Source organism: Pseudomonas sp. BNK-7 (assembly GCF_048072025.1).
Taxonomy (GTDB): domain Bacteria; phylum Pseudomonadota; class Gammaproteobacteria; order Pseudomonadales; family Pseudomonadaceae; genus Aquipseudomonas; species Aquipseudomonas danubii.
This window is the reverse complement of the sequence record NZ_CP182252.1, coordinates 5,411,558-5,437,965: the sequence shown is the minus strand read 5'-3', so window position 1 is coordinate 5,437,965 and position 26,408 is coordinate 5,411,558. Positions and strand designations below refer to the sequence as shown.

Genomic DNA, 26,408 nt, shown 5'->3' with positions numbered 1-26,408 from the left:
GTCTTACTCCTTGATTTGAAAACGCGCGGAGACGCCTTGAGCGTCCCGCACGGATGAGTCGGTGCTGACGCTCAGGCCCTGGTTGATCAGGCCCTCGCGCAGCATTTGCAGATCGGCAAAGGCCGGGGCGCTCACTTGCAGGCTCCAGCCTTCCTCGGCCTGGTAATCCAGACGCTGGATCATCGACAGCGCGCCGCCACTGGCGACCCATTGCTCCGCCAGTTGCGACAGACGCAGGGCTACGCCCGGTGTTTCCTGCACCTGTTGGCGTTGCTTGAGCCGCACCTGACGCGCCAGATCGGCGGTAACCGGTTCATCGGCAAAGCGCTCTTGCCACAGACTCTGACTGGCGGCGTGCAACTGGTCGCTGCGTTGCTCCAGGTACAGCCGGTGCCCGATGTTCTGCAACAGATGGGCGCCGCCGGCAATCGCCAGCACCAGTAGCGTCAGGCGCCAGGGCTTCGCTTTACGGGTGCGGCGCTGGAATTGGCCCTGGCACAGGTCGATTGCCTGCAGGCTGCCCTGGCTGAGCACTTGCCAAGGCTGCTCTTCGACCTGCCAGTGCTGCGGTTCCAGGCCGTCGATGCCCGGGGCCTGGGCGCCTTGCCACAGTAGCCCGTCCGGCACCAACCGGCTCAGGTCGCCGAGCTCCTGGTCGCTGAGGGTCAGGCGCAGTGGGGCGCTGCCGCCCAACAGCCAGCGGCCGTCCCAGGTCAGGGCTCGTGGCCGGTCCTGGGGCAGGCAGTCGGCATCGATGTGCATGCGCGCCGGGTGCAGTCCGTGTTCGGCCAGGCGCTTGAGGCAACGCTGCAGGCGCTCGCGATTGATGACCAGCACCGAGCAGTGACGTCGCTCGCGCAATGGGCCATGGGCCATGTGCAAGTGCTCGACGTCGTCGATCAGGTGTTCTTCCAGGGCACTGTGCAGCGCCTGGCGCAACCAGCGACCGCTGCGGGCCGGGACGCTGACTTGATGAAAACTGGCCATTTCCATCGGCAGCAGCAGGACAAATCCATGCTCGCGAAGCTGTTCGGCGGCCTGTTCCAGGCTGCCTTGCTGGGGCGTGCTGCCGGCTGACCACCAGTGGCAACGCCACGGGGTGTCGCCGGTGGTATGGGGCGAAAGGTAAAGCCAATGGCTCATCAATGGTTACTCGGTAAGCAGATGGGCGTTGGACGGTCCGGGGAGCAGCGTGCGCTGTTGCACCCGGACCTGTTCAGCGTTCATGACGCGCAGGTCGCTGACCAGGCGTAGGCGTCGGCCATGCAGTTCAACGTCGATGGTGGCGCGGAACTGGCGACTGTTGACGCTCAGCCCGCGAGGGGTAATGTCCCGGCCCTGGAGCATGGGGTTGGCGAGGAACGCGGCGACCGTGGGATAGCCCTTGCTCGGGCGCGATTGGGCCAGGGTCTGGGCGGTCGGCAGGTCGATGCCTTCGATGCTGGCCAGCACCAGGGCGCTGGCGGTATTGAGGTTGATGTGGGCTTGTTCATAGGCCGCGACCAGTGGCGACAGGCGTTGCAGGGTGGCGCGATCGACTTCCGGCAATTGTCGCAGCTCGCTGATGTCGCTCAGGGGTAATGGGCGGCCCAGGCGATCAAGAGGGCGCGACAGCGCCGCCGGGTCGTGGGGCTTGATCTGGGCCAGGGCCAGCAGCCGCTGGTAGCGGGCACGGGGGATGACATCGTCCTGCACCAGCGCGCTGTTGAGGTTGAAGCGCGCGCCCAGATCGACGATCTGGATCGCCATCCTGCCCCCTTCGATCGGGAACGCCGGGGCCGGTCGGGCCCAATGCTGGCCCAGATGGGTCACCAGCAGGCCGCCTTCGCTGCGGGCATCTTCCTGCAACTGGCTACGGGCCCAGCTTTCGCCACTCAGGGCCAGTTGCCAGAGCTGCTGGTGTTGCACCAGGTGGCTGCTGCTGGCGAGGCTGAGCCGCTGGCGGGCGAGCATATTGCTCACCACCAGGGTCACCAGCGCGGTGATCAGCAACACGCTGAGCAAGGCAACGCCGCGCTGTGCACGAGGCTTATTCACGGGGGGCGTCCTCGTCCACTTCGGCGCCGCCGGGCAGCAGAATGACCCGGCGGATATGCGGGAAGCCGGGCGCGCTCAGCTCAATGTCCACGGCGGCCGGCAGGCTCAGGGCCTCGCTGCCGATGGGCCAGCTGTCATGGGGCAGGCCCAGGGCGTCGATGAAGCGCAAGTGGACCAGCTCGACCCCACTGAGCAAGGGTTGCACCTGGCTAGGGCTGCCTTGTTCCAGGCCCCGGGTTTCGCGAATCCACTCGCCGTCGCTCAAGCGATGGTTGACCTGCAACAGATCGCTGCGCGGAGCGTCCAGGGGGTTGCGCCAGCCGCCGCGCAGCAGGCGCAGCCCCTGGTGCTGGCTGATCAGCGCCTGGCTATGGCTGTGGTCGTCCTTGAGGGCGTGACGCTGTACTTGCACCAGATCACGCTCCAGCAGACTCAGGGCCCGTTGCAGGTGGCGCAACTGCTGTTCCTGGGTCTGGATGCGCTGGTCGCTGCGCATCACCCGATCCAGCAACTGATAGGTCGCCAACCCCAGGAGACTGAAGATGGCGATGGCCACCACCACTTCCAGCAAGGTGAAGCCGCGCTGGTTCATGGGTTGGCCTCGACGTAACCCAGCAGCTGCGCGCGGCTGTATTGCCGGGCCCGTTGCGGGTCTTGCTCGGCCGAGACCCGCAGGCTGACCTTGAGCAACCGCGAGTCCGGGGCCGCCTCAATCTCGCTGAACAGCCACCAGTTGCGCCCGCCAAACTCGACCTGCCGTTGCTGGCGCCCAAGGGTGCGCGGCTGCATGCCGCTGCGCAGTTCATTGAGGTAGTTGTCGGCAATCCAAGTGGCTTGGGTGCGTTCGGCCAGATTGCCGCTGTTGATGGCCACATGCTGGATCGCACTGAACAGCGCAATCGACACCGTGGCGAAAATCGCCAGTGCCACCATCACTTCCAGCAGGGTAAAACCCCGCTCAGTTCGCGGTTTCAAGTCGGGGCTCCTGTATGCCGTCGCTGGACAGGGTCAGCAACGGAGTGTTGCGGTGCTCGATCCACAGGGTGAAGGCGCTGGTTTCATCGCTGGACAGCACCAGCAGTTGGGGCAGGGCCCTGCGACTAACCGCCTGGCCCAGGGCCGGGTCGGCTTCGGCAACCTCAAGGCGCAGGCGCAGGTTGTCGGGCAGGCTCTGGGCCCGCCAGTCGCGGTCGGCCAGCCACTGTCCCTGTTCATCCAGGCGCAGCACGGAGTAGGCGTCGGGTTCGATGCGCAGGCCGTAGTCGCTGTTGCTCAACACCGCCTGCTGGCGCAGCAGTTGCAGCAGCGCCAGCAGACGATCGCCTTCACGGCGCGCCTGGCGGCTGGCGGAGTCGGGGTTGATCAGGCCGATCATGCCCGCGGACAGGGCGATGATTAGCACCACCACCAGTACTTCGACCAGAGTGAAGCCCTTGGCGTGGGAGCGTTGCACCGCTCAGCGGTCCCAGTTGCCGATCTCGGCGTTCAGGCCGTCACCGCCGAGCTTGCCGTCGGCGCCAAAGGAGAACAGGTCATAGCCCGTACCGCGGGCGCCTGGCACGCGGTATTGGTAGGCATTGCCCCAGGGATCGATGGGCAGGCGCTTGAGGTAGCCGTCGGGGTTCCAGTTGCGTGCCGGCGGGTTGCCGCTGGGCTTGCTGACCAGGGCTTCGAGCCCTTGCTGGCTGCTGGGGTACTGATGGTTGTCGAGCTTGTAGATGTCCAGGGCCATGGCAATGGCCTTGATATCGCTCTGGGCGGCGGCGCCCTTGGCCTGGTCGGGACGGCTCATGATCTGGGGCACCACCAGGGCCGCGAGGACCCCGAGAATGACCACCACCACCATGATTTCAATCAGGGTAAAACCGCGTTGTTTGTTCTGAGTCTGCACGTAGGGGGTTCCGCATTCAGGTAATCAATTGGTTCAGGCTGAGGATCGGCATCAGGATCGCCAGCACGATGATCAGCACCGAGGCGCCCATGAACACCAGCATCGCCGGTTCGAACAGGCCCACCAGCAAGGCAATGCGGTTGGCCAGTTGTTCTTCCTGCTGCTTGGCGGCGCGTTCGAGCATGCTGTCCAGCTCGCCGGAGCGTTCACCGCTGGCGATCATGTAGAGCATCATCGGCGGGAAACTGCCGTTGAGTTCCAGGGCTCGGGTGAGGCTGATACCTTCGCGCACCCCCCGGACGATGTCTTTCAGACCGGTACGAATTTTCTGATTGGCCACCACTTCGCTGGCGATGGACAGGGCGTCCAGCAGTGGCACGCCGCTGCGTCCAAGAATCGCCAGGGTGCTGACAAACCGCGTGCAGTTGCTGGCCCGGATCAGCCGGCCCAGCAGCGGCAGTTGCAGCACCAGGGCATGCCAGCGCTCGCGGGTGGCCGGGTTGCGGACGGCGGCGCGGGCGGCCAGTACCAGGGCCGCCACCAGCAGCAGCATGAGCAGGCCATAGTCCTGCAGGAAGGCGCTGCTGGCGATCAGGCCCCGGGTCAGCAGCGGCAGTTCCTGGCCACTGTCGATGAACACCTTGACCACGTCGGGCACCACGAAGCCCAGCAGGAAGCCGACGATGCTGACGGCCGCCAGCATCAGGATGCTCGGGTAGAGCATGGCCAGCTGGATCTGCTGACGGGCCGCTTGCTGGGCTTCGGTGTAGTCGGCCAGGTTCATCAGCACCTGACCCAGGTGTCCGGAGCGTTCGCCGGCGGCCACCGTGGCCCGGTACAGATCCGGGAAGGCCCGCGGGTAGGCCGCCAGGGCCACCGCCAGGCTATAGCCCTCCAGGACCCGGGAGCGGATGGCCAGGAGCATGCTCTTGATCCGCTGTTTCTCGCACTGCGCGGCGACCGCGGCCAGCACCTCCTCCAGGGGCAGGGCGGCTTGGACCAGGGTCGACAACTGGCGGGTGAGCAAGGCCAGTTCGGCGCTGCTCAAGCCGCCTCCGGACACCTGCAGCAAGCCTTTGCCACGCACGCGCTTGCTCTGCGCGGCGCTGACCTTGAGGATCACCAGCTGGCGCTCGCGCAACAGTTGCCGGGCATGGCGCGGGCTGTCGGCCTCCACCACGCCGGTGGATTTTTTGCCGGCGGCGCACATGGCCAGGTATTCGTAAGCGGCCATGATCAGTCCCTCTGGGTCACGCGTAGCAGTTCTTCCAGGCTGGTCTGCCCTTGCAACACCATGGCCTGGCCGTCGTCGAACAGGCTGGCGCTGTGCCGGCGCGCATGCTCCAGCAGTTGGTACTCGCCGGCGCCGGTGTGGATCAGCTGGCGCAAGGTGTCGTCGAACAGCACCAGTTCATAGATGCCCCGGCGCCCGCGATACCCCGAGTGCTGGCAGGCGCTGCAGCCCTTGGGCCGGTACAGCAGCGGCGCTACGTCGGCGCTCAGGCCCAGGCGTTCGCAGGCGGCGGCATCGGCGCTGTGGGGCTCCTTGCACTCCGGGCACAGCAGGCGCACCAGGCGCTGGGACAACACCCCCAGCAGCGAGGTACAGAGCAGGAAGGGTTCGATGCCCATGTCCACCAGGCGGGTCACCGCGCCGATGGCGCTGTTGGTGTGCAGGGTCGAGAGCACCAGGTGTCCGGTGAGGGAAGCCTGCACGGCGATTTCCGCGGTTTCGCGGTCGCGGATCTCGCCCACCATCACCACGTCCGGGTCCTGACGCAGGATGGCCCGCAAGCCCCGGGCGAAGGTCATGTCGACCTTGGCGTTGACCTGGGTCTGACCGATCCCGGTCAGGTGGTATTCCACCGGGTCCTCGATGGTCAGGATGTTGCGTTCCAGGCTGTTGAGGCTGGCCAGCCCGGCGTACAGCGTGGTGGTCTTGCCGGAACCGGTGGGGCCGGTGACCAGGAGAATACCGTGGGGTTTGTGCAGGGCGATTTCCAGGCGCTGGCGCACCGTCTCATTCATCCCCAGGTGGCTCAGGTCGAGGCGCCCGGCCTGTTTGTCCAGGAGGCGCATCACCACCCGTTCGCCATGACTGGAGGGCAGGGTCGAAACCCGCACATCCACCTCGTGGCCGGCGATGCGCAAGGCGATCCGGCCGTCCTGGGGAATACGCTTCTCGGCGATGTCCAGCTTGGCCATGACCTTGATCCGCGACACCAGCAGGGTCGCCAGCTCGCGGCGCGGGCGCAGCACTTCACGCAGCAGGCCGTCGACCCGCAGGCGCACCGACAGGTGTTCTTCGAAGGCTTCCAGGTGCACGTCGGAGGCCTTGCTCTTGACCGCCTCGCTGAGGATCGCGTTGATCAGGCGGATGATCGGCGCGTCATCCTCCTGTTCCAGCAGGTCAGTGGTCTTGGGCAGTTGCTCGGCCAGGCTGTTGAGATCGAACTCTTCGTCGAACTGCTCGCCCAGGCCGTCGGCCACCTGCTTGGCGCCGTTCTGTCCGTCGCGGTAGTGAGCGGCCAGGCGCTGGGCGAAGGCTTCGTCGTCCAGCACCTGGCTGCGCAGCAACGCGCCGTTGAAACGGCGCACTTCGGCCACCACCGACAGCGGCGTACTGGCGCGGCAATACAGCACCGCGCCGTCTGCCTGATGGTCCAGCACCACGCCGTGGCGGCGCGCGTAGGCAAAGGCCAGACGCGCGTCTTCGTGGGTGGCGATCATGGCTGGCGCTGGGCGCCGGGGGCGCGCATGTCGATCAGGCCTGCATCGCCATCGCGCTGGGCGTCGAACAGGCGGTGGGCGTCGGCAGGCAACTGGCCGCCGGTCTTGCCGTCCGGGCTGCGCAGCGAGCGCATGTTGTTGTACTTGTGCTGGCTCATCTGCTCGGTGCTGGCGGCGTTGCGCAGCAGGGTCGGACGCAGGAACACCATCAGGTTGGTCTTCTCGTTGACTTCCTTGCTGCTGCTGAACAGACGGCCGACCCAGGGAATGTCCCCCAGCAGCGGCACCTTGCTGACCTGGACCTTGACGTTGTCCTTGATCAGCCCGCCGAGGACGATGATCTGCCCGTCGTTGGCCAGGATGGTGCTCTTGACCGAGCGCTTGTTGGTGATCACGTCGCTGGTGTTGATGCCCGGCGGCGCGGCGGCCAGCTCGGAGCTTTCCTGCTCGACATTCAGGCGCAGGAAGTTGCCTTCATTGATATGCGGCGTGACCTTGAGGGTGATCCCCACATCCTTGCGCTCCACCGTGGTGAAGGGGTTGCTGGCGCCGGCGGTGTCGGTGGTGTAGGAGCCGGTCTGGAACGGCACGTTCTGGCCGACGAGGATTTCCGCCGCCTCGTTGTCCAGGGTCAGCAGGCTCGGGGTGGACAGCAGGTTGTTGTTGGAGTCGCTGGACAGGGCGGTGATCAGCGCGCCGAAGTTGCTGCCGCCGATGCCGATGATCGCGCCATCGGGCAGGTTCGGGCGCTTTTCGTCCTGCAGGCTGTTGAGCAGGGTGCCGATGGACAGTCCAGCGCTATTGAAGTTGGCGGCGGCGGACAGCTTGCCGCGGTTGCCGGCCCATTGCACGCCGAGGGCCTGGTTGATGTCGCCGCTGACTTCGACGATCGCCGCTTCCACCAGCACCTGGGCCCGGGGCCGATCCAGCTCGTTGATGATGCTTTCGAAGGTCGCCAGCTGGGCCGGCGAGGCCATCAGCACCAGGGCGTTCTGGCTGGTGTCGGCGCTGACCAGCACCGGGCTGTCGGGTTTCTGGCTGTCGCCGCCACGGTTGCCGGACTCCATGCGCTTGCCAATGCCGCTGAGCAGTTCTTCGAGCTTCTTCGCATCGCTGTGGTTGAGCCGACGCACCCGCGCGGTGTCGCCGACATTGGTCGGCACATCCAGGCTCTGCGCCAGACGCTGCATCTGCTGGCGGACCGGCGCCGGGCCCACCAGGATCAGGCGGTTGCTGCGCGAGTCGCCAATGGCCTTGGCGCTGGTCATGGCACTGTTGCTGTCGGCCAGGCTGTCGGTCAGGGTCTTGGCCACTTCGGTGGCCCAGGCGTGCTTGAGCTGCACGATGCTGAACTGCCGGCCACCGGCGTTATCCAGCTCGTTGATCACCAGGCGCACCCGCTCGACGTTGTTGGCGCTGTCGGAAATCACCAGGGCATTGGAGGTGGTGGAGGGCGCCATGTAGGCGTCCGCGGCCACCAGCGGGCGCACCGCGCTGGCCACTTCGCTGGCGTTGGCGTTGTTCAGTTCGATGACCTGGGTCACGAACTCTTCGCTGGCGCCGCTGGGCTCGGCGTGGGCCTTGGTCTTGGCTTCGGCCACCGGCAGGATCAACACCCGGTCGCCCTGGTCCATGGCGACAAAACCCTGGCTGCGCAGGGCGGTGAGAAACAGCGAGTAGATGCCCTGCTGATCCATGGCGGTGCTCGATTGCACCGTGACCTTGCCGTTCAGGCGCGGGTCCAGAATCATCGTCTTGCCGGTGATCTGGCCCACTTCGTTGACCAGGTCGCGCAGCTCGGCGTCCTTCATGTTCAGGGTCCATTGCTGGGCCGCGGCGGTTTTTTCCGTGGCGTACACGGGATTGATCAGGGTGCCCAGGGTCAGCAGGGACCCGGCGATAAAGGCTCGATTCATGATGCTCCAGGGGATTGCACAGACGGTTGCAGCAGGCTCCCGCTGCCTGGCTGTGGATGGGGTTGGGCCGCGGCGGCGTCCTCTGCCTGCGGGGTCAGCAACGGCGTTGCGTGCTGGGGCAGGCTCAGGATCAGTTCCTCGCCGAAGCGTTGCACCCGCACTTGGTCGGTGCCGATCTGACGCAGGCTGCCCCCGCCCGGCAGGGGCTCGCCGATGCCATAGAAGCGGCTGCCTTCCGGCGATTCGATCAGGGCCCGGGACTGCTCCGGGTGAGCGGCCACCAGGCTGGCCAGCAGGCTCAGCGGCACCCGGGGCAGGTCGCTTGGGTGCTCTTGCAACTGGACGCCGAACAGCCGGGCGATGGCTTGCGGGTCGGGCTGGGACCGGGGGGCCGCCGGCACCACGGCGGGCGCCTGCTGGCTCGCCGGGTTCAGGCTTTGCCGGAACTGCCAGCTGCCGTACGCCAGCCACGCCAGCCAGGCCGCCAGAAACGACAAGGCGCCGACCAGCAGGCCAGCGCGAAGCGAGGGGCGAAGGGCGCTCATAAGCACAGGCGCCTCGGCAGGTTTTCACCCTGCCGGAGCAGGGTTCTTGAATAGGGGGTTGAGCTCATGGGGGGCTTGACCGCTAACAAGGAGCGTGGCGCCGTGGCGCCACGCTCGGGTGGTTGACGCTATGGCTTACTTGGCGTTCCAGGCCGACTGCCAGGCGAAACCTACGCCCGGCTCGTAGGCGTTGGAGCCGCTGGTCCACTGGGTGCACCAGCCGGCGACGGCGCCAGGCTTGCACTCATAGGTCTTGCCGTCCTTGGGTTGCAGGACCACGGTGCCGGCCTTGTAGGATTTCAGGCCATTGGGGAACACGTAGTCGTACTTGGCGCCGCCTTCACCGCCGTTGCCGCCTTCGTTGCCACCTTCACCACTGCCGGCTTCGGCCTTGAGGGTGAAGCGGGCGGACTTTTGCAGTACTTCGCCTTTCTTCGAGGTGGCCACGACCACCAGGTCGTAGACCCCGGGGCTGACATTGTTCAGCGGCATGGAGAAGTGCGGGGTGTTGCCGGCCGGCGCTTGCTGGAAGGTCACGCTTTCGCCTTTGGCGTTGAACACGGTGGCCTTCACGGTGTAGTCGCCGTTCTTGGCGATGGCGTTGAAGTGCAGTTCGGTCTTGCCGTCTTTCAGGGTGTATTCGGACTGCATGCCGGTGATGGACAGCTCGCCCGGTTTGGCGGCCTGTTCCTTGTCGATCATCACGTTGACGATGTCGCTGCCTTTCTTGACCAGGATTTCGTTCCTGCCGAAGTTCGGCACCACTTCGTCCTTGTCGTTGAGCAGGCCCATCTGGTAGCCCTGCTTGGCGGCATTGACCTTCTTCGCCAGCTCGCGCGGCCAGACGTCGGCCTTGGCCAGTTCGGCGCTATCGATGTTCAGCACCACTTGCTTGGCGTGGAGCTCGCCCTGTGCGTTGAAGACGCGAGTCTTGACCTTGTCGCCGATGCTCAGGGCTTCAGGTTGTACCGCGCCCACGGTGTTCCAGTTCGACGGGATGACCGCGCCATTGTCGATGTTCAGGTCGACCACGCTGTAGAAGGTGGCGTCGGTGTCGTTGACTTTCCAGGTGGCCAGCAGCACGTGGTAACCGGAGCGATCAGACGGGATGTCCACGGTGTGATGGGTTTTGCCTTCGGACGGGGCCGGGACGGTGCCGGACGGCCATGGCTGATCCAGCAGCGGGGTCATTTCAAACGAGTCGCGGGTCAGTGGCTGGTTCGGGTTCCAGTCTTTTTTGGTGATGTAGAACTGCCAGTAGCGAGTGGCGTGACCGGCTTTGTAGTGCCAGGTGAAGTTCTGCGGGCCCGGCTTGATGGTGGTCTTGGCCCAGCGGGTAGCACTCTGCTCGTTGATCGGGGAGAAACGCACCAGGCCGCCGGCGGCGATGGTGCCGTTAGCCGGGCCGCATACCTTGAAGTCGCCGGTGCAGGCCTGGGCGTTGCTTGGAAAGTGCTCGAGATCGTTACGGCCGGGCACGCCGATGTACTCGGTGCTTTGTGGCTCGTACATCACTGGACCGCAGTTGACGTTCAGTCTGCCGCCATCGGAACTGCACATGAAGGCGCGGGACTTGGGGCTTTCGATGTAACCGTGGGCCGAGGCTTGCTGGGCGGCCAGTCCCGCCGTCGCCATGGCGATGACGATCGGCAGTTTGAGGAAGGAGCGAGTCCGGTTGGAGTTGATCATGCTGTATGCCTTGAGCAATTGAAAAATGAGTGTTGAAGCGCTGCGAGGAGCCGGTGATGGGAGAATGGGACACCTTGGAGGTCCGCTGTTCCGGCAGCCTTGCCAGCGAGCACAGGCTACGTGCTGCTTCCGGGTGTTCCCATGGGACGAGTACGAGAGTCAAAGGGCTCTAGAACAAGCTTTTGCTGGACTCTTGGCGGATCGGTGCGACCCGTCTGACGGGCCTTTGCAGGCGTGCAAAAGCGCGCCGGCCGGATAAAAAATGAGCGTGACGCTTGCGCGTCACGCCCCAAGGAGCAACTGGGGAGTTGCCGGGTTACTTGAGAATCCAGGCCATCTGCCAGTGAGAGCCGGTGCCGGGTTCGTACTGGGTCACGCCGGCCTTCCACTGCACGCAGTAGCCGCTGTACGGGAACGGCTTGCACTGGTAGGTCTTGCCGTTCTTGGGCTGCAGCACCAGGGTGCCGGCCTTGTAGGATTTCAGGCCTTCAGGGAACACGTGGTCGTACTTGGCCGGCGTCTCGGGAGTGGTGCCGCCCTCGTTGCCACCGCCGCCCGGGGTTTCCTCAACCTCTGGCTCGGCCTTGAGCTTGAAGCTGATGGTCTCTTGCAGCAGCTCGCCTTTCTTCGACTTGGCCACCACCACCAGATCGTATTGGCCCGCTGTCACGCCTTTGAGCGCGAGGCTGAAGTGCGGCGCATTGTTGCCACTGTCGGCTTGCTGGTGAGCAACGGTTTCGCCCTTGGCATTGACCACGCTGGCGGTGATGGTGAAGTCGCCGTTCAGAGCGATGGCGTTGAAGTGCAGGTCGACCTTGCCGTCCTTCAGGCTGTACTCGGACTGCATGCCGGAGACCTTGAGTTCAGCTGGCTTGGCGGCTTGTTCCTTGGCGATCAGCACGCTGTTGATATCGCTGTTCTTGTTGACAAAGATGCTGTTCTTGCCGAACTGCGGCACCACCTGGTCCTTGTCGTTGAGTTCGCCGATCTGGTAGCCGAGCTTGGCCTGGTTGACCTTTTCCGCCAGCGCCTTGGGCCAGTTGCTTTCCTTGGCCAGTTCCGCGCTGTCGATGTTCAGGGTGACCTGCTTGGCCGACTGTTCGCCCTGGTCGTTGAACACCCGGGTCATGACCTTGTCGCCGATGCTCAGGGCCTCGGGCTGAACGGCACCGATGTTCTTCCAGCTCGAAGGCGCGACTTCGCTGTTCTCGATGTTCACGTCCACCACCTGATAGAAGGTGTTGGTGTTGTCGCCCACCATCCAGGTGGCCAGGACGATGTGGTAGCCGCTGCGGTCGGCCGGAATGTTGACCTTGTGGCTGGTGAGGCCGCCGGTCTTGGTCGGCAGGGTGTTGTTCCAGTTGTCGGTCAGCAGCGGCGCCGCTTCGAACGAATCACGGGTCAGTGGCTGGTTGGGGTTCCAGTCTTTCTTGGTGATGTAGAACTGCCAGTTGCGCGTGGCGTGTACCGCGGTGTAGCGCCAGTCGAAGGTGTTCAGCCCGGGCTTGATGCTCATCTTGGTCCAGCGGCTGGCGGTCTGTTCGTTGAGTTTGGCGAAATGGCGCAGGCCACCGGCGGCAATGGTGCCGTTGGCTGGGCCGCAGCGGGTGAACTCACCGTGGCAGGCTTGGGCGGTGCTGGGGAAACCGTCGCGGCTGGCGTTGGCCAGGTATTCGACGCTCTGTGGCTCGTAGGCTACCGGGCCGCAGTTGGTGTTCAGGTTGCCGCCCTTGGCGCTACACATGTACGAGCGGGACTTGGGGTTTTCGATATAGCCGTGCGCGGCCGCTTGTTGTGCGCTGAGCGCGGCCATGCTGATGGCCATTGCCAGAGGAAGTTTGAGGAATGAACGGGCTTTGTGCAGCGTGATCATCGCTTAATCCTTGGTTGTGCGTTATTGGGGTCAACAGGCATCGATTGACAGTGCGGTTACTCGCAGTGAGCTCGGCGGGGGATGGTCAGTGCTCGATGGCCGTGGCCAGAGTAAGAGGCCGTCTTCGGCGCTTGAATGGGACCAGTACGAGAGTGTGCGGGCAGGACTGGGGCTACAGAGGGAGCAGAAAAACGTGGCGCCGGGGCGCCACGTTCAAGGGGTTGGCAATCAGTGTTTACTGGCGCGTCCAGCCCCATTCCCAGGCACTGCCGACGCCCGGCTCGAACACGTTCATGTTGCTCGTCCACTGCTTGCAGTAGCTGCTGGAAGGCAGCGGCTTGCATTCATAGACCTGGCCGTCCTTGGGTTGCAGAACCAGCGTTCCGGCCTGGTAGGACTGCAGTCCCTGAGGGAAGACGTAGTCATACTGGGCGCTGACATCCGCCGGATTTTCCGGCTTCTGCTCGACGACCTCAGGCGTGACCTTGAAGCTGGCGGTCTTCTGCAACAGGCGGCCTTTCTTGGAGCTGGCCACAATGACCAGGTCGTATTGGCCGGGCTGGATGTCCTTCAGCGTGGTGGCGAAGTGGGGGGCGAGGTTGCCGACATCGCCGTATGCCTGCTGGATACGCTTGCCTGCTGCGTCATAGATTTCCAGGGACACGAAGTAACTGTCGTTCGGGTCGGTGTGTTCGAGCACGGCATTGAGGTGCAGCTCGACCTGGCCGTTCTTGATCGGGTACTCCTTATGCAGGCTCAGAACGCTCAGTTCAGTGGTGCGCTCGGCAAGGGTGCGGTTCACCAGGACGCTGGTGATGCCGCTGTCTTTCTTGGCGAAGATGGTGTTCTTGCCCAGTACCGCAACCACCTGGTCCTTGGCGTTCAGATCACCCATCTGGTAGCCGAGGTTGGCGGCGTTGACCTTCTTCGCCAGTTCCCGGGTCCAGGTGTTCTTGTCCGCCATGGCGGGCGAGGTAATGTCCAGGGTCACCTGTTTGGCCAGTTGTTCGCCTTGCGCGGTAAAGACCCGGGTCCTGACCTTGTCGCCGACTCCCAGTGCTTCGGGCTGCACCGAACCGATATCGGTCCAGATCGACTTCGCGACTTCGGCCTCGGGCTTGGCAGGCGCGCCGGCGTTATCGATGTTCAGGTCCACCACTTGATAGAAGGTGTTGCTGTTGTCAGCCACCATCCAGGTAGCCAGGACGATGTGATAGCCGCTGCGATCAGCCGGGATGTTCACCTTGTGGCTGGTTTTACCCCCGGCCTTGGCCGGCATGGTGTTGTTCCAGGTATCGGTGAGCAACGGCGTTGACTCGAACGAGTCGCGAGTCAATGGCTGGTTGGGGTTCCAGTTCTTCTTGGTGATGTAGAACTGCCAGTTGCGCGTGGCGTGTGCCGCGGTGTAGCGCCAGTCGAAGGTGTTCAGCCCAGGCTTGACGGTGACTTTTTTCCAGCGCGTGGAGGTTTGTTCGTTGAGCTTGGCAAAGGCGGCCAGTCCACCCGCGGCGATGGTGCCGTTGGCTGGGCCGCATTGGGTAAAGGCGCCGTGGCAGGACTGCCCGGCGCGTGGGAAGTCCGCGCGGCTGCCGCCTGTCAGGTACTCGATGCTCTGCGGTTCATACGTTGCGCTGCCGCAGTCCTTGTTCAGGTTGCCACCGGCATTGCTGCACAGGAATGCCCGGGATTTCGGGCTTTCGATGTAGCCGTGTGCACCTGCCTGTTGCGAAGCCAGAGCCGCCATGCCCATGGCGATGACCAGAGGCAGTTTAAGGTGGGTGCGAGCTCTTTGTGAGGTAACCATCTGGTATTGATCCTTACCTTGAAATAGTGGGTGTCACTGGGTAGTCAAAAAGGGGAGAGGTTGCTGTGCTGCCGCCTGGCCTGAACACGAGTGTCAGTTCCCATTGCGTTGGCGGCCGCTACAGCCGGTCAAGAGCAGGTGGCGCTTGCGCGCCACGCTCAAGGCTTTGAAACACCGGGTTTAACGGCGTATCCAGCCCCATTCCCAGGAGCTGCCGACACCTGGTTCGAACACGTTCATGCCGGTCGTGAACTGCTTGCAGTAGCTGCTGAACGGCAGCGGCTTGCATTCATAGACCTGGCCGTCCTTGGGTTGCAGAACCAGCGTTCCGGCCTTGTAGGACTGCAGTCCCTGAGGGAAGACGTAGTCATACTGGGCGCTGACATCCTCCGGATTTTCCGGCTTCTGCTCGACGACCTCAGGCGTGACCTTGAAGCTGGCGGTCTTCTGCAACAGGTGGCCTTTCTTGGAGCTGGACACGATGACCAGGTCGTATTGGCCGGGGTTGATGTCTTTGAGCGTCGTCGAGAACTGCGGGTTGAGGCTGCCGACATCGCCGTATGCCACCTGGACGCGCTTGCCTGCTGCGTCATAGATCTCCATGGACAGGAAGTAGCTGTCGCTTGGGTCCGTGGCCTCAAGGCTGGCCTTCACTTGCAGCTCGACCTGGCCATCCTTGATCGGGTACTGCGCTTGCAGTCCGGCGATTTTCAGTTCGGTTGGGCTGACGGCCAGGGTCCTGTCGATCAGCACGCTGGTGATGCCGCTGTCTTTCTTGGCGAAGATGGTGTTCTTGCCCAGTACGGCAACCACTTGGTCCTTGGCGTTCAGATCACCCATCTGGTAGCCGAGGTTGGCGGCGTTGACCTTCTTCGCCAGTTCCCGGGTCCAGGTGTTCTTGTCCGCCATGGCGGCCGAGGTAATGTCCAGGGTCACCTGTTTGGCCAGTTGTTCGCCTTGCGCGGTAAAGACCCGGGTCCTGACCTTGTCGCCGACTCCCAGTGCTTCGGGCTGCACCGAACCGATATCGGTCCAGGCCGACTCCGCGACGGGGTCCGGCTGGCTAGCCGCCCCCGGGTTGTCGATGTTCAGGTCCACCACCTGGTAGAAGGAGTTGCGGTTGTCATCGACTTTCCAGACAGCGAGCAATACGTGATAGCCGCTACGGTCGGCAGGGATATTCACGGTGTGTCGGGTTTTTGCGTTCGGCATGCGACCGCCCCACGGTTCGTCGAGAAGAGGTGTCATCTCGAAGGAGTCGCGGGTCAGCGGCTGGTTCGGGTTCCAGTCCTTTTTGGTGATGTAGAACTGGTAATTGCGGGTCTTGTGATAGGCGGTGTAGTGCCAAGTGAAGGTGTTCGGGCCGGGTTTGATGGTGTTCTTCTTCCAGCGACTGGTGGTTTGCTCGTCCAGTTTGCCGAAGCTGCCCAGGCCGGCAGACGCGATTCGGCCGTTGGCCGGACCGCAGGTGCGGAAGTCGCCATCACAGGCTTGTGCGTTGCTCGGGTAGCTGGTGTGGCCGTACCCAGTGGAGGCGAAGTACTCGATGCCCTGAGGCACGTAGGTGGCAACGCCGCAACCCGTGTTTTGGCCTTTGTTGCACAGGAACACGCGCGATGCCGGACTCTCAATGTAGCCGTGAGCAGCGGCTTGCTGAGCCGTGATCGAGGCCAGGCCGATGGCTAGAGCCAGGGGCAGCTTGAGAAAGGTACGCGCACGCTGTAGCGAGATCATCTCTTGATCCTTAGTTGGTTTTTTAATGGATTCAACAGGCAATCAAGTGAGGGGGGAGCCACTTTCGGTCGTACTGGCGCCTCTGTCTGGCACCCCCCTCTCCGAAAGCAACGGGCAGGATAGGGTGCGCTGTGTCAGGGCTATATGGGACGGGTACTAGATTGCGTTTGGAGCGCCTCGGGCGGTGTATCGGTGGGCTGTGGCGGCGGCTCGCGCAGGCTGGCGAGCTGCTGCCTGGCTTGTTGGTAAACCTGCTCCATGGCGCTGAGCAGCGCTTGCTGGCAGTTGCGCACGGACGGCAGATGGGTCACGTCGACCTTTCTCAGGGCCTCACAGGTTCTGACCATTTCCTGGGCGTTGATCAGGCAGGCCACGCCGCTCAGGCGATGGGTCAGGTCGTTGATCAGATGCGGGGTATTGGCCAGGACGCAGGTGCGCAGTTCGGCGATTTCCTGCTGCAGGTTCTTGGTCAGTTCGTTGAGGATGCGCCGATGCAGGGTCGGACTGTTTTCCCCCAGGTCCCTGAGGTGGTCGATGTCGAAGGCGCGCACCCGCTCTTCGCCGGCACCGCTGTGACTGCCCAGGACTTCCTGCAGCCGGGCCAGGGTCACCGGCTTGATCATCAGATCGTTCATCCCGGCGTTGGAGCATTGGGTCGCTTCGTTGCTCAGGGCGCTGGCGGTATAGCCGACGATCAGCCGCGGCTTGGCACCGCTCTGTTGTTCGGCTTCACGCACCGCACGGGCCAGGCTGTAGCCGTCCATGCCCGGCATGTTGCAGTCGCTGATCAACACGTCGTAGTGGCGGTGGCGCAGCAGCTGCAGGGCTTCTTCGCCACTGCTGACGTGTTCGGCCACGTGACCGATGCGCTCCAGCTGCAGGGTCAGCACCAGGCCGTTGGTGGAGACGTCGTCCACCACCAGCACCCGCAAGGCTTTGCCGGTGATCGGCGGCACTTCCGGTTTTTCCGCCACTTCCGCGTTTGCTGTCTGCCAGCTCACCGGCAGTTCGACGTGGATGCAGCAGCCTTGTCCGGGTTCGCTTTCCAGCCAGATGCGGCCGCCCATCAGTTGCACCAGCTGGTGGCAGATGCTCAGGCCCAGGCCCGATCCGCCGTACAGGTGGGCGGTGCGCGCGGTGGCCTGGCGATAGGGCTCGAAAATCCCCGCCTGGTTGGCCAGGGGAATGCCGATGCCGGTATCGCGCACGCTCAGGGTCAGCAGGCTGTTGCTGTCCTGCACATGGGTTTCGCGCAGGGTGACCTGGATGTGGCCGCGGTCGGTGAACTTCAAGGCATTGCTCAAGAGGTTGTGCAGGATCTGCTGCAGGCGTAGCGAGTCGACCCAGTACAGCCGGTTGGGGCTGGCCTGATAGTCGAAGTTCAGTTGCAGGCGTTTCTCCCGGGCTTGCACGGCAAACAGTCCCAGGCCGTTGGCGAGCAGGGGTTCCAGGGCGGTGGGGTGGGGTGCCAGTTGCATCAGGCCACTCTCTATTTTGTCCAGATCCAGAATGTTGCCGATCAGGTCGATCATCGAGGTCGCCGATTGCTGGGCCACCCGCAGGTTGTGCGACGGCGCCTGGCTGGCGCTGGTCTCCAGTTCCAGCAGACCGACCAGGGCATTGAGCGGGGTGCGCAGTTCGTGGCTCATGGAGGCGAGGAACTCGCTTTTGGCGGCACTGGCTTTTTGCGCAACCTGCTTGGCTTCGCGCAATTTGAGTTCCAGGTTCTTGCGCTCGGAGATGTCCAGCCAGCCCCCCAGCAGCCCCTGCAGGACCCCGCGGGCGTTGTAGAACGGCACCAGCCACTGATAGAGGCAGTACTGCTGCTCCTTGATCCACAGGCTGGTGTCGAGAAAGCGTGGCCGGTGATTGGCCAGCAGCAGCTGATGCTCCTCTTGCAGCACCTCGGCGAAGTCGCGCGGCATGTTCGGCTGCTCGGTGGGCAGGCAGCCCTCGACCTGCTCCTGGGAGGTGGCGAAGAACTCCTCATAGGCGCGGTTGCAGGTGCTCAACCGGCCATTCAGGTCGCAGACATACAGCGGCGTCGGCAGGCCGTTGAGCAGGGAGAACTGGAAGGCCAGCTTGTCCTGCAGGCGGGTCTGCACGCAGATGGTTTCCCGCACCTGGATCTTCAGGCGCCAGTTCCAGATCAGCGACAGTACGAAGATGATCAGGATCACCACGCCCACATGCCAGGCCTGCTCGGCGACCCAGCTCCAGAGCGCGGCGCTGGAATGTTGTTCGGCGATCAGCTGGATGTCGCTTTGCGGGTTCCTGGCCATGGAGTCCAGCAGCTTGTCGAGCACGCTCAGCAACTCCCTGGCACCTGGGGCCGCGGCAAAGCGGTGGGGCGTGGGCAGGGCGTCGAAGGCCAGGCCGAACTGCAGTCCTGAACCGGACAGCGCCTCGGTGCCCACCGGGGTGTCCAGGGTCGCGTCGACCTGACGTTGCAGCACCAGGTTCAGGGCCTGGCGATGATCCTCGGTGAGCACCAGATGGATGTCCGGGTAGCGCTGTTTCAGGTGTTCGAGCAGCGGGTGGTTGCGCGGTAGCGCCAGGTGTCGCCCGAGCATGGCGTCCAGGGAACTGGGAGAACTGTCGCCATGGCGCACCACAAAGGCCCAGTTGCGAGTGCCGTAGCTCTGGCTCAGGCCGATGCCCCTGGCATTGCCGGGCAGACCCAGGTCGCGGGTGGTCAGATCGGCGTTGCCGGCGGCCAGTTGTTCCAGGTCATCGGTCCTGGAGCGACTGGGTTGAATGTTGAGCTGCAGACGGAACGAGTCGGCCAGGGTGCGCAGGATATCGATGCTCAGTCCGGCCCACTGGCCCTCGGCATTGCGGTAGATGTAGGGCGGCGCTTCCTCCGCCAGCAGATTGATCTGCCGGTGCGCGGTGAGCCAGTTCAGTTCGCTGGGGGTCAGGGAAAACGACTCGGTCGGCGCGAAGGGAAAGGGCTCCTGGCTCGACTGGTTCTGGATCCGCCGCTTGTGCTCCTCGGGAATGGCGTTGAGCACGTAGTCGATCAGCGCTCGCAGGGTGGCATCCTCGCGCCGCACGGCAAAGGCGAAGCCGGCGTCGGGCAACTGTGGATAGAACTTGCTGTGCAACCGCAGGTCGGGGCGGGCCTGCATGTACAGGGTGGTGCGGAAACGGTCGCTGATAAAGGCGTCGGCCTGTTTGCCGGCCAGTTGCTCAAGGGCCAGGGCGGTGGTGTGCACGCCGCTGACGTCGGCCCGTGGATAGGTCTTGCGGACGATCTTGAGGTCCAAGTAGTTGTCCAGCACCAGCACCCGCTTGTCTTCCAGGTCCGGTGGCAGGCTCTGGTCGTTGATGCGCCCGACGATGATCGGCTGGTTGTTCAGGTACGGACGGCTGAGGGACAGGCCGGGGGTCTGTGCTTCAAGCGCGGTGGCCCGGGGCAGCAGGTCGATACGGTGTTCGAGCAGGGCGCGGATCGCGTCCTGGGGCGAGGCCAGCTCGACGTACTCGAAGCGCAGGCCCAGCTGCTTGCCGATCAGCTTGAGGTATTCGTCGGAGATCACCTTGAGCACCTGGTTGCCGGCGCTTTCCAAGGGCCGCTCGGGGGGCACGATGGTCGCTACCCGCAGCACCTTGTGGGGCAGGGTGCTGCGCATGTCCAGCAGCCGGGCCAATGACGGATTACCCGGCTCTTGCGACTCGGCGCAGTGGGCGGGCAGGCTGAAAAACAGGCTGACCAGGACCATGAAGCTGAACAGCAGGCAGACACGGATCAGCCTCCAGAACTGGGGGGGGCGGGAAATCAGGGGCATAGGGGGGAAGCTCCGGAGTTTTGAGGACCGCTCAGCTCAGGCCGTGTTCCTGGATGTACAGGAACAGGCTGGCCGAGGTGTCCAGGCCAAGCTTGCGCATGGCGCTGCTCTTTTGCGTGCTGATGGTCTGTTTGCTGCGGCACAGGTGCTGGGCGATGGCGCCGATGCTCATGCCGGTGCCGTACAGACGCAGCACCTCGATCTCTCTGGCCGACAACTGCTCGGGCTGCAGCAGCGGCTTGCCATGCAAGGCGGTGCTGGTGTCCAGCAGATGCTGGATCGACGGCGACACGAAAGGTGCCCGCGAGTGGGCGGCAATCGCCTTGGGCAGGTCGTTGAGCAAGCCGCGCTTGCTCACCAGGCCCTGGATTCCGAGTTTGAGCAGGCTGCTGATCAGCGCCGGGTTGTCGAGCATGGTGATCACCACGATGGCCAGCTCCGGGTAGCGTGAGCGCAGGCGTCTGATCAGACGAATCCCATCCACCTGATCGCCACCGGGCATCATCAGGTCGGTCAGCAGCAGGTCGCAGGGCTGGCGCTGCAGGTTTTCCAACAAGGCTTCCACGCTGTGGGCCTGGGCAACGATTTCCAGTTCGGCGCGGTTTTCCAGCAGGGTATGAATCCCAATCAGGGTCAAGGGATGGTCATCGGCTATCTGCACGCGGATCGGCATGGGTTCTTGTACTCGGCTTTTCGACAGGCATGAGCCCACAACAATGCGCAGCTTCCGCAAAGGAGCAGGCATTTTGCTAGTGGGGTCGTCAGAGGATTCGCAGGGTATCACTGAAATTGACGCCAAAAAGACGTCTGGGGGATTTTAAGAATCGTCTTATGCCTAAGGGGAAACTTTCTGAAAAGAGCTCGAGAAGTCAGCTGGTTTTTTGTAAGAAACGCCTCTGGAACGGCCTTTTCACCCCTCAGTTGCAGGCCGTTTTCAGGGGCTTTTTCGACGGTGAAAAAGCCCATTTCACGGGGTCAATTCATGGGCGGCAACCGCCGCTTGATCGGCGATTTCTTGATGATCGCGGTGTTGGTTTCGGCGAAATGGTTGAGGTGGTCCAGCAGGCTGTCCAGCTGTTCCATGGAGCGCACTTGAAGGCGGGCGATAAAGCAGTCGTCACCGGTGACCTTGTCGCATTCGGTGAACTCGGCAATTGCCAGGATCTGCCGTTCCACTTCCTGCAGTTTGCCCGGCAAGGGGCGAATGCGGACGATGGCCTGCAACTGGTAGCCCAGAAGTCTTGCATCGATCTCCAGGGTATAAGCGCTGATCACGCCGCGTTCTTCCAATCTTTTCAAACGTTCGGCGACGCTGGGGGCGGACAGCCCACTGATCTGCGCCAGGGCCTTGAGGGAGCGGCGGGAGTCCTGCATCAGGGCACTGATCAGTGCCTGGTCGATGGCATCAAGCATGGTGATCTCGTTAGGTAGGATGGCTGTTTCGCCTTGATAAAAAAGGTCTTGATTGAGTCTAGCCTAGGTTTTGAACTGGCGATGGGCAGGTTGCGCTGGGCATAATTTGGCCACTGTTAGAGGAGATTGATGATGGATGCACTGACACGCCGCGGATCGCTGGAAATGACCGCCGCCATGCTGATTTCCGGAACCATCGGCTGGTTCGTCCTGGTGTCCGGGCAGCCGGTGCTGGACGTGGTGTTCTGGCGTTGCCTGTTCGGCGCCGGGACTTTGCTACTTATTTGTGGCTCTTTCGGTTTTCTTCGTAAGAACATTCTGACCAAGCGCGCGCTGATCCTGGCGGTGCTCAGCGGCGTGGCCATTGTCGGTAACTGGGTGCTGTTGTTCGGCTCCTATTCCCGAGCCTCGATCGCCATCGGCACCGCGGTGTACAACGTCCAGCCTTTTATCCTGGTGGCCCTGGGGGCGCTGTTCCTGGGGGAGAAGATCACCTCGCAGAAGCTGTTCTGGCTGTGCCTGTCCTTTGCCGGGATGCTGGCCATCGTCAGCGCCCACGGCACCCAGGGCGAAACCGGCAACGACTACCTGCTGGGCATCGCCCTGGCCCTGGGCGCGGCATTGCTCTATGCCTTCGCCGCGCTGCTGATCAAGCGCCTGAGCGGTACGCCGCCGCACCTGATCGCGCTGATCCAGGTCTGCACCGGGGTCCTGCTGCTGGCGCCCTGGGCCAACCTCGCCGAGCCACCCCAGCAGGCCACGGCCTGGGCCAGCCTGCTGACCCTGGGCATCGTGCATACCGGGGTGATGTATGTGCTGTTGTACGGGGCGATCCAGAAGCTGCCGACCGCGCTGACCGGCGCCTTGTCCTTCATCTATCCGATCGCGGCGATCTTCGTCGACTGGCTGGCCTTCGGGCATCGCCTGGGACTGCTGCAATGGGTGGGCGTCGGCGCGATTCTGCTGGCCGCCGCCGGCATGCAGCAGGGCTGGACCCTGAAGCGTCGGCGCAGCGTTTTGCAATGAGCGCGGGGGGGGGGCGCTGGGCGGGGACCTGCAAAGGGTTTCACGCCAGCCTTCCAGCGGCAGCAAGCGCCCTCGCCACGGCCACAATCTGCTATTTTCCTGTCGGTGATTTTTCCGACCGCAGCCTGTGGAAACCATAATGACCCAGCCTTACTCCCTGGCCGAGCGCAAGCCTGAGCCGCAAGCCATCTGCAACCCCATCACCCGTAGCGCCATCTTTATCGTCGCCACCCTGGCCCCCGGCGCCAGCGCGGCGAAAACCGTGCGTGAGTGGTGCGCCGATGTCGCCGCCCTGACCCGTTCGGTGGGCAAGCGCGTGCCGGGGGGCAATCTGTCCTGTGTCTGCGGTTTTGGCTCCAGTGCCTGGGACCGGCTGTTCGGCGGCCCGCGTCCGGCTTCGTTGCACGACTTTCGTGAAGTGGGCGTGGAAGGGCGCCGCGCGCCATCCACCCCGGGCGACCTGCTGCTGCACATCCGCGCCGAGCAGATGGACCTGTGCTTCGAGCTGGCCACGCAACTGCTCAAGCCCCTGGGCGATGCAGTCACGGTGGTGGACGAGGTCCAGGGCTTCCGCTATTTCGACATGCGCAGCATGGTCGGCTTCGTCGACGGCACCGAGAACCCGGAAGGTCGCGAGGCGGTGGATTTCACCCTGATCGGCGACGAAGACCCGTCGTTCTGCAACGGCAGCTACGTGCTGGTGCAGAAGTACCTGCACAACATGGCGGCCTGGAACGAGCTGACGGTGGAGGCTCAGGAACGCATCATCGGCCGCACCAAGCTGTCGGATATCGAGCTGGATGATTCAGTCAAACCCAGCTGTTCCCACAGCTCCCTGACCACCCTGGAAGAGAACGGCGAGGAGGTGAAGATCCTGCGCGACAACATGCCCTTTGGCCGTCCGGGCGCCGGGGAGTTCGGCACCTACTTCATTGGCTACGCCCGTTCGCCACGGCCGGTGGAGCAGATGCTGGAGAACATGTTCGTCGGTCGCCCGGCGGGCAACTACGATCGCCTGCTGGATTTCAGTACGGCGGTCACCGGCGGGCTGTTCTTCGTGCCATCTGCCGATCTGCTGGAGGACCTGGCCGAGCGCGCTGCCGCCGGCCCGTAAACGGCAAAACCCCGGCCCGCTGCTGCGGGCCGGGGTTCCAGGCGTTATACCCATCCTCAGTGGCTGTGCATTCCGGCGGCCTGCATCAGCAACCGCAACAGGCCGGCCACCAGTCCCAGACCGATCACACTGGCCAGCCAGATGCCGAGCATCCACAGCAGGCGCTGCCAGCCGGGTGCTGCTTGGGTCGTGACCTTATCCATGAGCCAGCTCCAGCATCTGTGCGCCGCTGCAGGCGAGCATCAGCAGCGCGCCGATGAACAGCAGGCTCAGGTGCGCCACTTGCCGGTGCCAGGGCTGGGGGGCCAGGGACTGCGCTCGATCAATGGTAGCCATCGCCAATCCTCACTTTGCCGCGGAACACGTAGTAGCTCCAGCAGGTGTACATCAGGATGATCGGCAGGATGAACAGGGTGCCGATCAGGATGAACAGCTGGCTGGTCAGAGGCGATGCCGCGTCCCACAGGCTGATGGACGGCGGCACGATGTTCGGCCAGATACTGAATGCCAGGCCGATGTAGCCGAGGAACACCAGCACCAGGGTGAACACGAACGGCCAGTGGGAATGATGCTGGCGCAAAGTGCCCAGCAGCCCGCACAACGCCAGCAGACCCAGCACCAGCAGCACACCGAAGATCACGATATGGGCATGGCTGAACCAGCGGGTGGCAATCTCCGGGTGCAGCAGCGGGGTCCAGACGCACAACACCGCCACCACCGCCATCAGCGCGAACGCCAGGGGCCGGGTGTAGTGGCGCATGCGCGCTTCGAGCATGCCCTCGGTCTTGACCAGCAGCCAGGTGCTGCCCAGCAGCGCGTAGGCCACGATCAGCCCCAGGCCGCAAAACAGCGGGAACGGCGCCAGCCAGTCCAGGGAGCCGCCGGCGAACTGCCGGTTGAGCACCGGGATGCCGGAAATGTAAGTGCCGATCACGATGCCCTGGCACAGGGTCGCCAGCAGCGAGCCGCCGATAAAGGCCCAGTCCCAGATGTGGCGCTGCTGCGGGCTGGCCTTGAAGCGGAACTCGAAGGCCACGCCGCGGAAGATCAGCCCCGCCAGCATGAAGATCAGCGGCAGGTACAGGGCTTCGAGAATCACCGAGTAGGCCAGGGGAAAGGCCCCGTACAGCGCTGCGCCGCCGAGGATCAGCCAGGTCTCGTTACCGTCCCAGACCGGGGCCACGGTGTTCATCATCACGTCCCGTTCCCGGGCATCGGGGATCAGCGGGAAGAGAATCCCCAGCCCCAGGTCGAAGCCGTCCATGATCACGTACATCATCACCCCGAAGGCAATGATCACGCCCCAGATCAACGACAGGTCTATGCCTTGAATCGTCATGTCGATATCCCTTGTTTCAGTGGTGGTGGTCGCTGGACGCAAAGGTCTCGGCGATGGCGGACAGAGGACGGCGCGGCGTTGGCTCCTGGCCGACAGGGTGGGTCGGCGGGTGCTCGTGGTGGGGCTGCGGGCCCTTGCGCACCAGCTTCATCATGTAGCCGATGCCCACCGCGAACACCGAGAAGTAGATCACCACGAACAGCGCCAGGGAGATGCTCAGTTGGGTCACGCTGTGGTTGGACGCGGCGTCGCTGGTGCGCAGCAGGCCGTACACCACCCAGGGCTGGCGCCCGACTTCGGTGGTGATCCAGCCCGCCAGCATGGCGATCAGGCCGGTGGGGCCCATCCACAGCACCAGGCGCAGGAACAGGCGGTTGCGGTACAGCGCGCCGTTACGCCGCAACAGCAGGCCCAGCACCCCGGTGAGGATCATCAACATGCCCAGCCCGGCCATGATGCGGAAACTGAAAAACACGATGGCCGAGTTGGGACGGTCTTCCTTGGGGAAGCTCTTGAGCGCAGGGATCTGCTTGTCCAGGCTGTGGGTCAGGATCAGGCTGCCCAGGTAGGGCACTTCCACGGCGTAGTCGGTTTTTTCGCCGTCCATGTTGGGAATGCCGAACAGCACCAGGGGCGAGGGTTCGCTGCCGTGGTTTTCCCAGTGGCCTTCGATGGCGGCGATTTTTGCCGGTTGATGTTCCAGGGTGTTGAGGCCGTGGGCGTCACCGACCACCGCCTGGATCGGCGCCACGATCAGCGCCATCCACAGCGCCATGGACAACATCTTGCGCACTGGCGGCGTGTTGTTGCCCCGCAGCAGGTGCCAGGCGGCGCTTGATCCGACGAAGAACGCCGTGGCGACGAACGCGGCAATCGCCATGTGCGCCAGGCGGAAGGGGAACGACGGGTTGAAGACGATTGCCAGCCAGTCCATGGGCATGATCCGCCCATCGACGATGGAGAAGCCCTGGGGCGTCTGCATCCAGCTGTTGGAGGCGAGAATCCAGAAGGTCGAGATCAGGGTGCCGATGGCCACCATCACCGTGGCGAAGAAGTGCAGCCCGCGGCCGACCCGGTTCCAGCCGAACAGCATGACCCCGAGAAAGCCCGCTTCAAGGAAGAACGCGGTCAGCACCTCATAGGTCAGCAGCGGCCCGGTGATGCTCCCGGCAAAGTCCGAAAAGCGGCTCCAGTTGGTGCCGAACTCATAAGCCATGACCAGCCCGGAGACCACGCCCATGCCGAAGTTGACGGCGAAGATCTTCGACCAGAAGTGATACAGGTCCTTGTAAGTGCTGTTGTGGGTCTTGAGCCACAGCCCTTCGAGCACCGCCAGGAAACTGGCCAGGCCGATGGTGATGGCGGGAAAGATGATGTGGAACGAGACCGTGAACGCGAACTGGATGCGTGCAAGGTCGAGCGCCTGTAGATGAAACATGACGATACCCTCGTAATGGCTTGATGCCCGAGCAGGCACTGCGCGGCCGTCGCGAACCCGTGGGCTCG

At 63.8% G+C, this 26,408-nt stretch carries 23 protein-coding genes; 2 read left to right on the top strand and 21 right to left on the bottom strand.

The window, feature by feature from the left end:
• Window positions 1–3: 3 nt before the first annotated feature.
• The 17 genes from gspL to ACMGF8_RS24380 form a co-directional block, all read right to left on the bottom strand.
• A complete protein-coding gene (gene gspL, locus ACMGF8_RS24460; protein WP_250330117.1) occupies window positions 4–1,143 on the bottom strand; it encodes a type II secretion system protein GspL in 1,140 nt (379 codons plus the stop codon).
• Window positions 1,144–1,149: 6 nt separating this feature from the next.
• The gene (gene gspK / locus ACMGF8_RS24455) at window positions 1,150–2,037 is read right to left on the bottom strand and encodes a type II secretion system minor pseudopilin GspK (protein ID WP_162884070.1); all 888 of its coding nucleotides are present in this window, start codon (window positions 2,035–2,037) and stop codon (window positions 1,150–1,152) included.
• Window positions 2,030–2,629, bottom strand: coding sequence for a type II secretion system minor pseudopilin GspJ (gene gspJ, locus ACMGF8_RS24450; protein ID WP_250330118.1), 600 nt, complete (start codon window positions 2,627–2,629; stop codon window positions 2,030–2,032). The genes gspK and gspJ overlap by 8 nt, the downstream gene beginning before the upstream one ends.
• The gene (gspI, locus tag ACMGF8_RS24445; protein ID WP_240322028.1) at window positions 2,626–3,012 is read right to left on the bottom strand and encodes a type II secretion system minor pseudopilin GspI; all 387 of its coding nucleotides are present in this window, start codon (window positions 3,010–3,012) and stop codon (window positions 2,626–2,628) included. Before gspI ends, gspJ begins: the two co-directional genes overlap by 4 nt.
• Window positions 2,996–3,490, bottom strand: a complete 495-nt coding sequence (gene gspH / locus ACMGF8_RS24440; RefSeq protein ID WP_250330119.1) for a type II secretion system minor pseudopilin GspH — start codon at window positions 3,488–3,490, stop codon at window positions 2,996–2,998. Before gspH ends, gspI begins: the two co-directional genes overlap by 17 nt.
• Before the next feature lie 3 nt (window positions 3,491–3,493).
• Window positions 3,494–3,928 (bottom strand): type II secretion system major pseudopilin GspG, encoded by a 435-nt coding sequence (gene gspG / locus ACMGF8_RS24435; RefSeq protein ID WP_102864804.1) that lies wholly within the window; start codon window positions 3,926–3,928, stop codon window positions 3,494–3,496.
• A gap of 16 nt (window positions 3,929–3,944) precedes the next feature.
• Window positions 3,945–5,162, bottom strand: a complete 1,218-nt coding sequence (gspF, locus tag ACMGF8_RS24430; protein ID WP_207815932.1) for a type II secretion system inner membrane protein GspF — start codon at window positions 5,160–5,162, stop codon at window positions 3,945–3,947.
• A 2-nt stretch (window positions 5,163–5,164) separates the two neighbouring features.
• The gene (gspE, locus tag ACMGF8_RS24425; protein ID WP_250330120.1) at window positions 5,165–6,658 is read right to left on the bottom strand and encodes a type II secretion system ATPase GspE; all 1,494 of its coding nucleotides are present in this window, start codon (window positions 6,656–6,658) and stop codon (window positions 5,165–5,167) included.
• A complete protein-coding gene (gene gspD, locus ACMGF8_RS24420) occupies window positions 6,655–8,574 on the bottom strand; it encodes a type II secretion system secretin GspD (protein WP_060844044.1) in 1,920 nt (639 codons plus the stop codon). The genes gspE and gspD overlap by 4 nt, the downstream gene beginning before the upstream one ends.
• Entirely contained in the window at window positions 8,571–9,119 is a 549-nt protein-coding gene (locus ACMGF8_RS24415) for a type II secretion system protein N (protein ID WP_250330121.1), read from the bottom strand. Before ACMGF8_RS24415 ends, gspD begins: the two co-directional genes overlap by 4 nt.
• Before the next feature lie 135 nt (window positions 9,120–9,254).
• A complete protein-coding gene (gene gbpA / locus ACMGF8_RS24410) occupies window positions 9,255–10,808 on the bottom strand; it encodes an N-acetylglucosamine-binding protein GbpA (RefSeq protein ID WP_102864808.1) in 1,554 nt (517 codons plus the stop codon).
• A gap of 316 nt (window positions 10,809–11,124) precedes the next feature.
• Window positions 11,125–12,681, bottom strand: coding sequence for an N-acetylglucosamine-binding protein GbpA (gbpA, locus tag ACMGF8_RS24405; protein WP_207166174.1), 1,557 nt, complete (start codon window positions 12,679–12,681; stop codon window positions 11,125–11,127).
• A gap of 235 nt (window positions 12,682–12,916) precedes the next feature.
• On the bottom strand, window positions 12,917–14,485 hold the full coding sequence (gbpA, locus tag ACMGF8_RS24400) for an N-acetylglucosamine-binding protein GbpA (RefSeq protein WP_416757480.1): 1,569 nt from the start codon (window positions 14,483–14,485) through the stop codon (window positions 12,917–12,919).
• Window positions 14,486–14,665: 180 nt separating this feature from the next.
• The gene (gene gbpA, locus ACMGF8_RS24395) at window positions 14,666–16,219 is read right to left on the bottom strand and encodes an N-acetylglucosamine-binding protein GbpA (RefSeq protein ID WP_102864811.1); all 1,554 of its coding nucleotides are present in this window, start codon (window positions 16,217–16,219) and stop codon (window positions 14,666–14,668) included.
• Window positions 16,220–16,359: 140 nt separating this feature from the next.
• Window positions 16,360–20,010, bottom strand: coding sequence for an ATP-binding protein (locus tag ACMGF8_RS24390; RefSeq protein ID WP_250330123.1), 3,651 nt, complete (start codon window positions 20,008–20,010; stop codon window positions 16,360–16,362).
• A gap of 31 nt (window positions 20,011–20,041) precedes the next feature.
• Window positions 20,042–20,683, bottom strand: a complete 642-nt coding sequence (locus ACMGF8_RS24385; protein WP_102864813.1) for a response regulator transcription factor — start codon at window positions 20,681–20,683, stop codon at window positions 20,042–20,044.
• 302 nt (window positions 20,684–20,985) lie between these two features.
• Complete coding sequence (locus ACMGF8_RS24380; protein WP_250330124.1) at window positions 20,986–21,423, bottom strand: Lrp/AsnC family transcriptional regulator; 438 nt, start codon at window positions 21,421–21,423, stop codon at window positions 20,986–20,988.
• A gap of 132 nt (window positions 21,424–21,555) precedes the next feature.
• Between ACMGF8_RS24380 and ACMGF8_RS24375 the strand changes: the two genes are divergently transcribed.
• Complete coding sequence (locus ACMGF8_RS24375; RefSeq protein ID WP_102864815.1) at window positions 21,556–22,449, top strand: DMT family transporter; 894 nt, start codon at window positions 21,556–21,558, stop codon at window positions 22,447–22,449.
• A 139-nt stretch (window positions 22,450–22,588) separates the two neighbouring features.
• A complete protein-coding gene (locus ACMGF8_RS24370; protein ID WP_250330125.1) occupies window positions 22,589–23,563 on the top strand; it encodes a Dyp-type peroxidase in 975 nt (324 codons plus the stop codon).
• Between the two features lie 56 nt (window positions 23,564–23,619).
• On the opposite strand, the gene ACMGF8_RS24365 is transcribed toward ACMGF8_RS24370, so the two are convergent.
• Genes ACMGF8_RS24365 through ACMGF8_RS24350 form a run of 4 tightly spaced genes read right to left on the bottom strand, consistent with a single transcriptional unit; the run spans window position 23,620 to window position 26,340 of the window.
• Window positions 23,620–23,766 (bottom strand): DUF2474 domain-containing protein, encoded by a 147-nt coding sequence (locus ACMGF8_RS24365; RefSeq protein ID WP_102864817.1) that lies wholly within the window; start codon window positions 23,764–23,766, stop codon window positions 23,620–23,622.
• Complete coding sequence (locus tag ACMGF8_RS24360; protein WP_250330126.1) at window positions 23,759–23,899, bottom strand: hypothetical protein; 141 nt, start codon at window positions 23,897–23,899, stop codon at window positions 23,759–23,761. Before ACMGF8_RS24360 ends, ACMGF8_RS24365 begins: the two co-directional genes overlap by 8 nt.
• Window positions 23,886–24,902: a cytochrome d ubiquinol oxidase subunit II gene (gene cydB / locus ACMGF8_RS24355; RefSeq protein WP_416757475.1), complete on the bottom strand. Its 1,017-nt coding sequence runs from the start codon at window positions 24,900–24,902 to the stop codon at window positions 23,886–23,888. Before cydB ends, ACMGF8_RS24360 begins: the two co-directional genes overlap by 14 nt.
• A gap of 16 nt (window positions 24,903–24,918) precedes the next feature.
• Window positions 24,919–26,340, bottom strand: a complete 1,422-nt coding sequence (locus ACMGF8_RS24350; protein WP_170003139.1) for a cytochrome ubiquinol oxidase subunit I — start codon at window positions 26,338–26,340, stop codon at window positions 24,919–24,921.
• Between the last annotated feature and the right edge of the window lie 68 nt (window positions 26,341–26,408).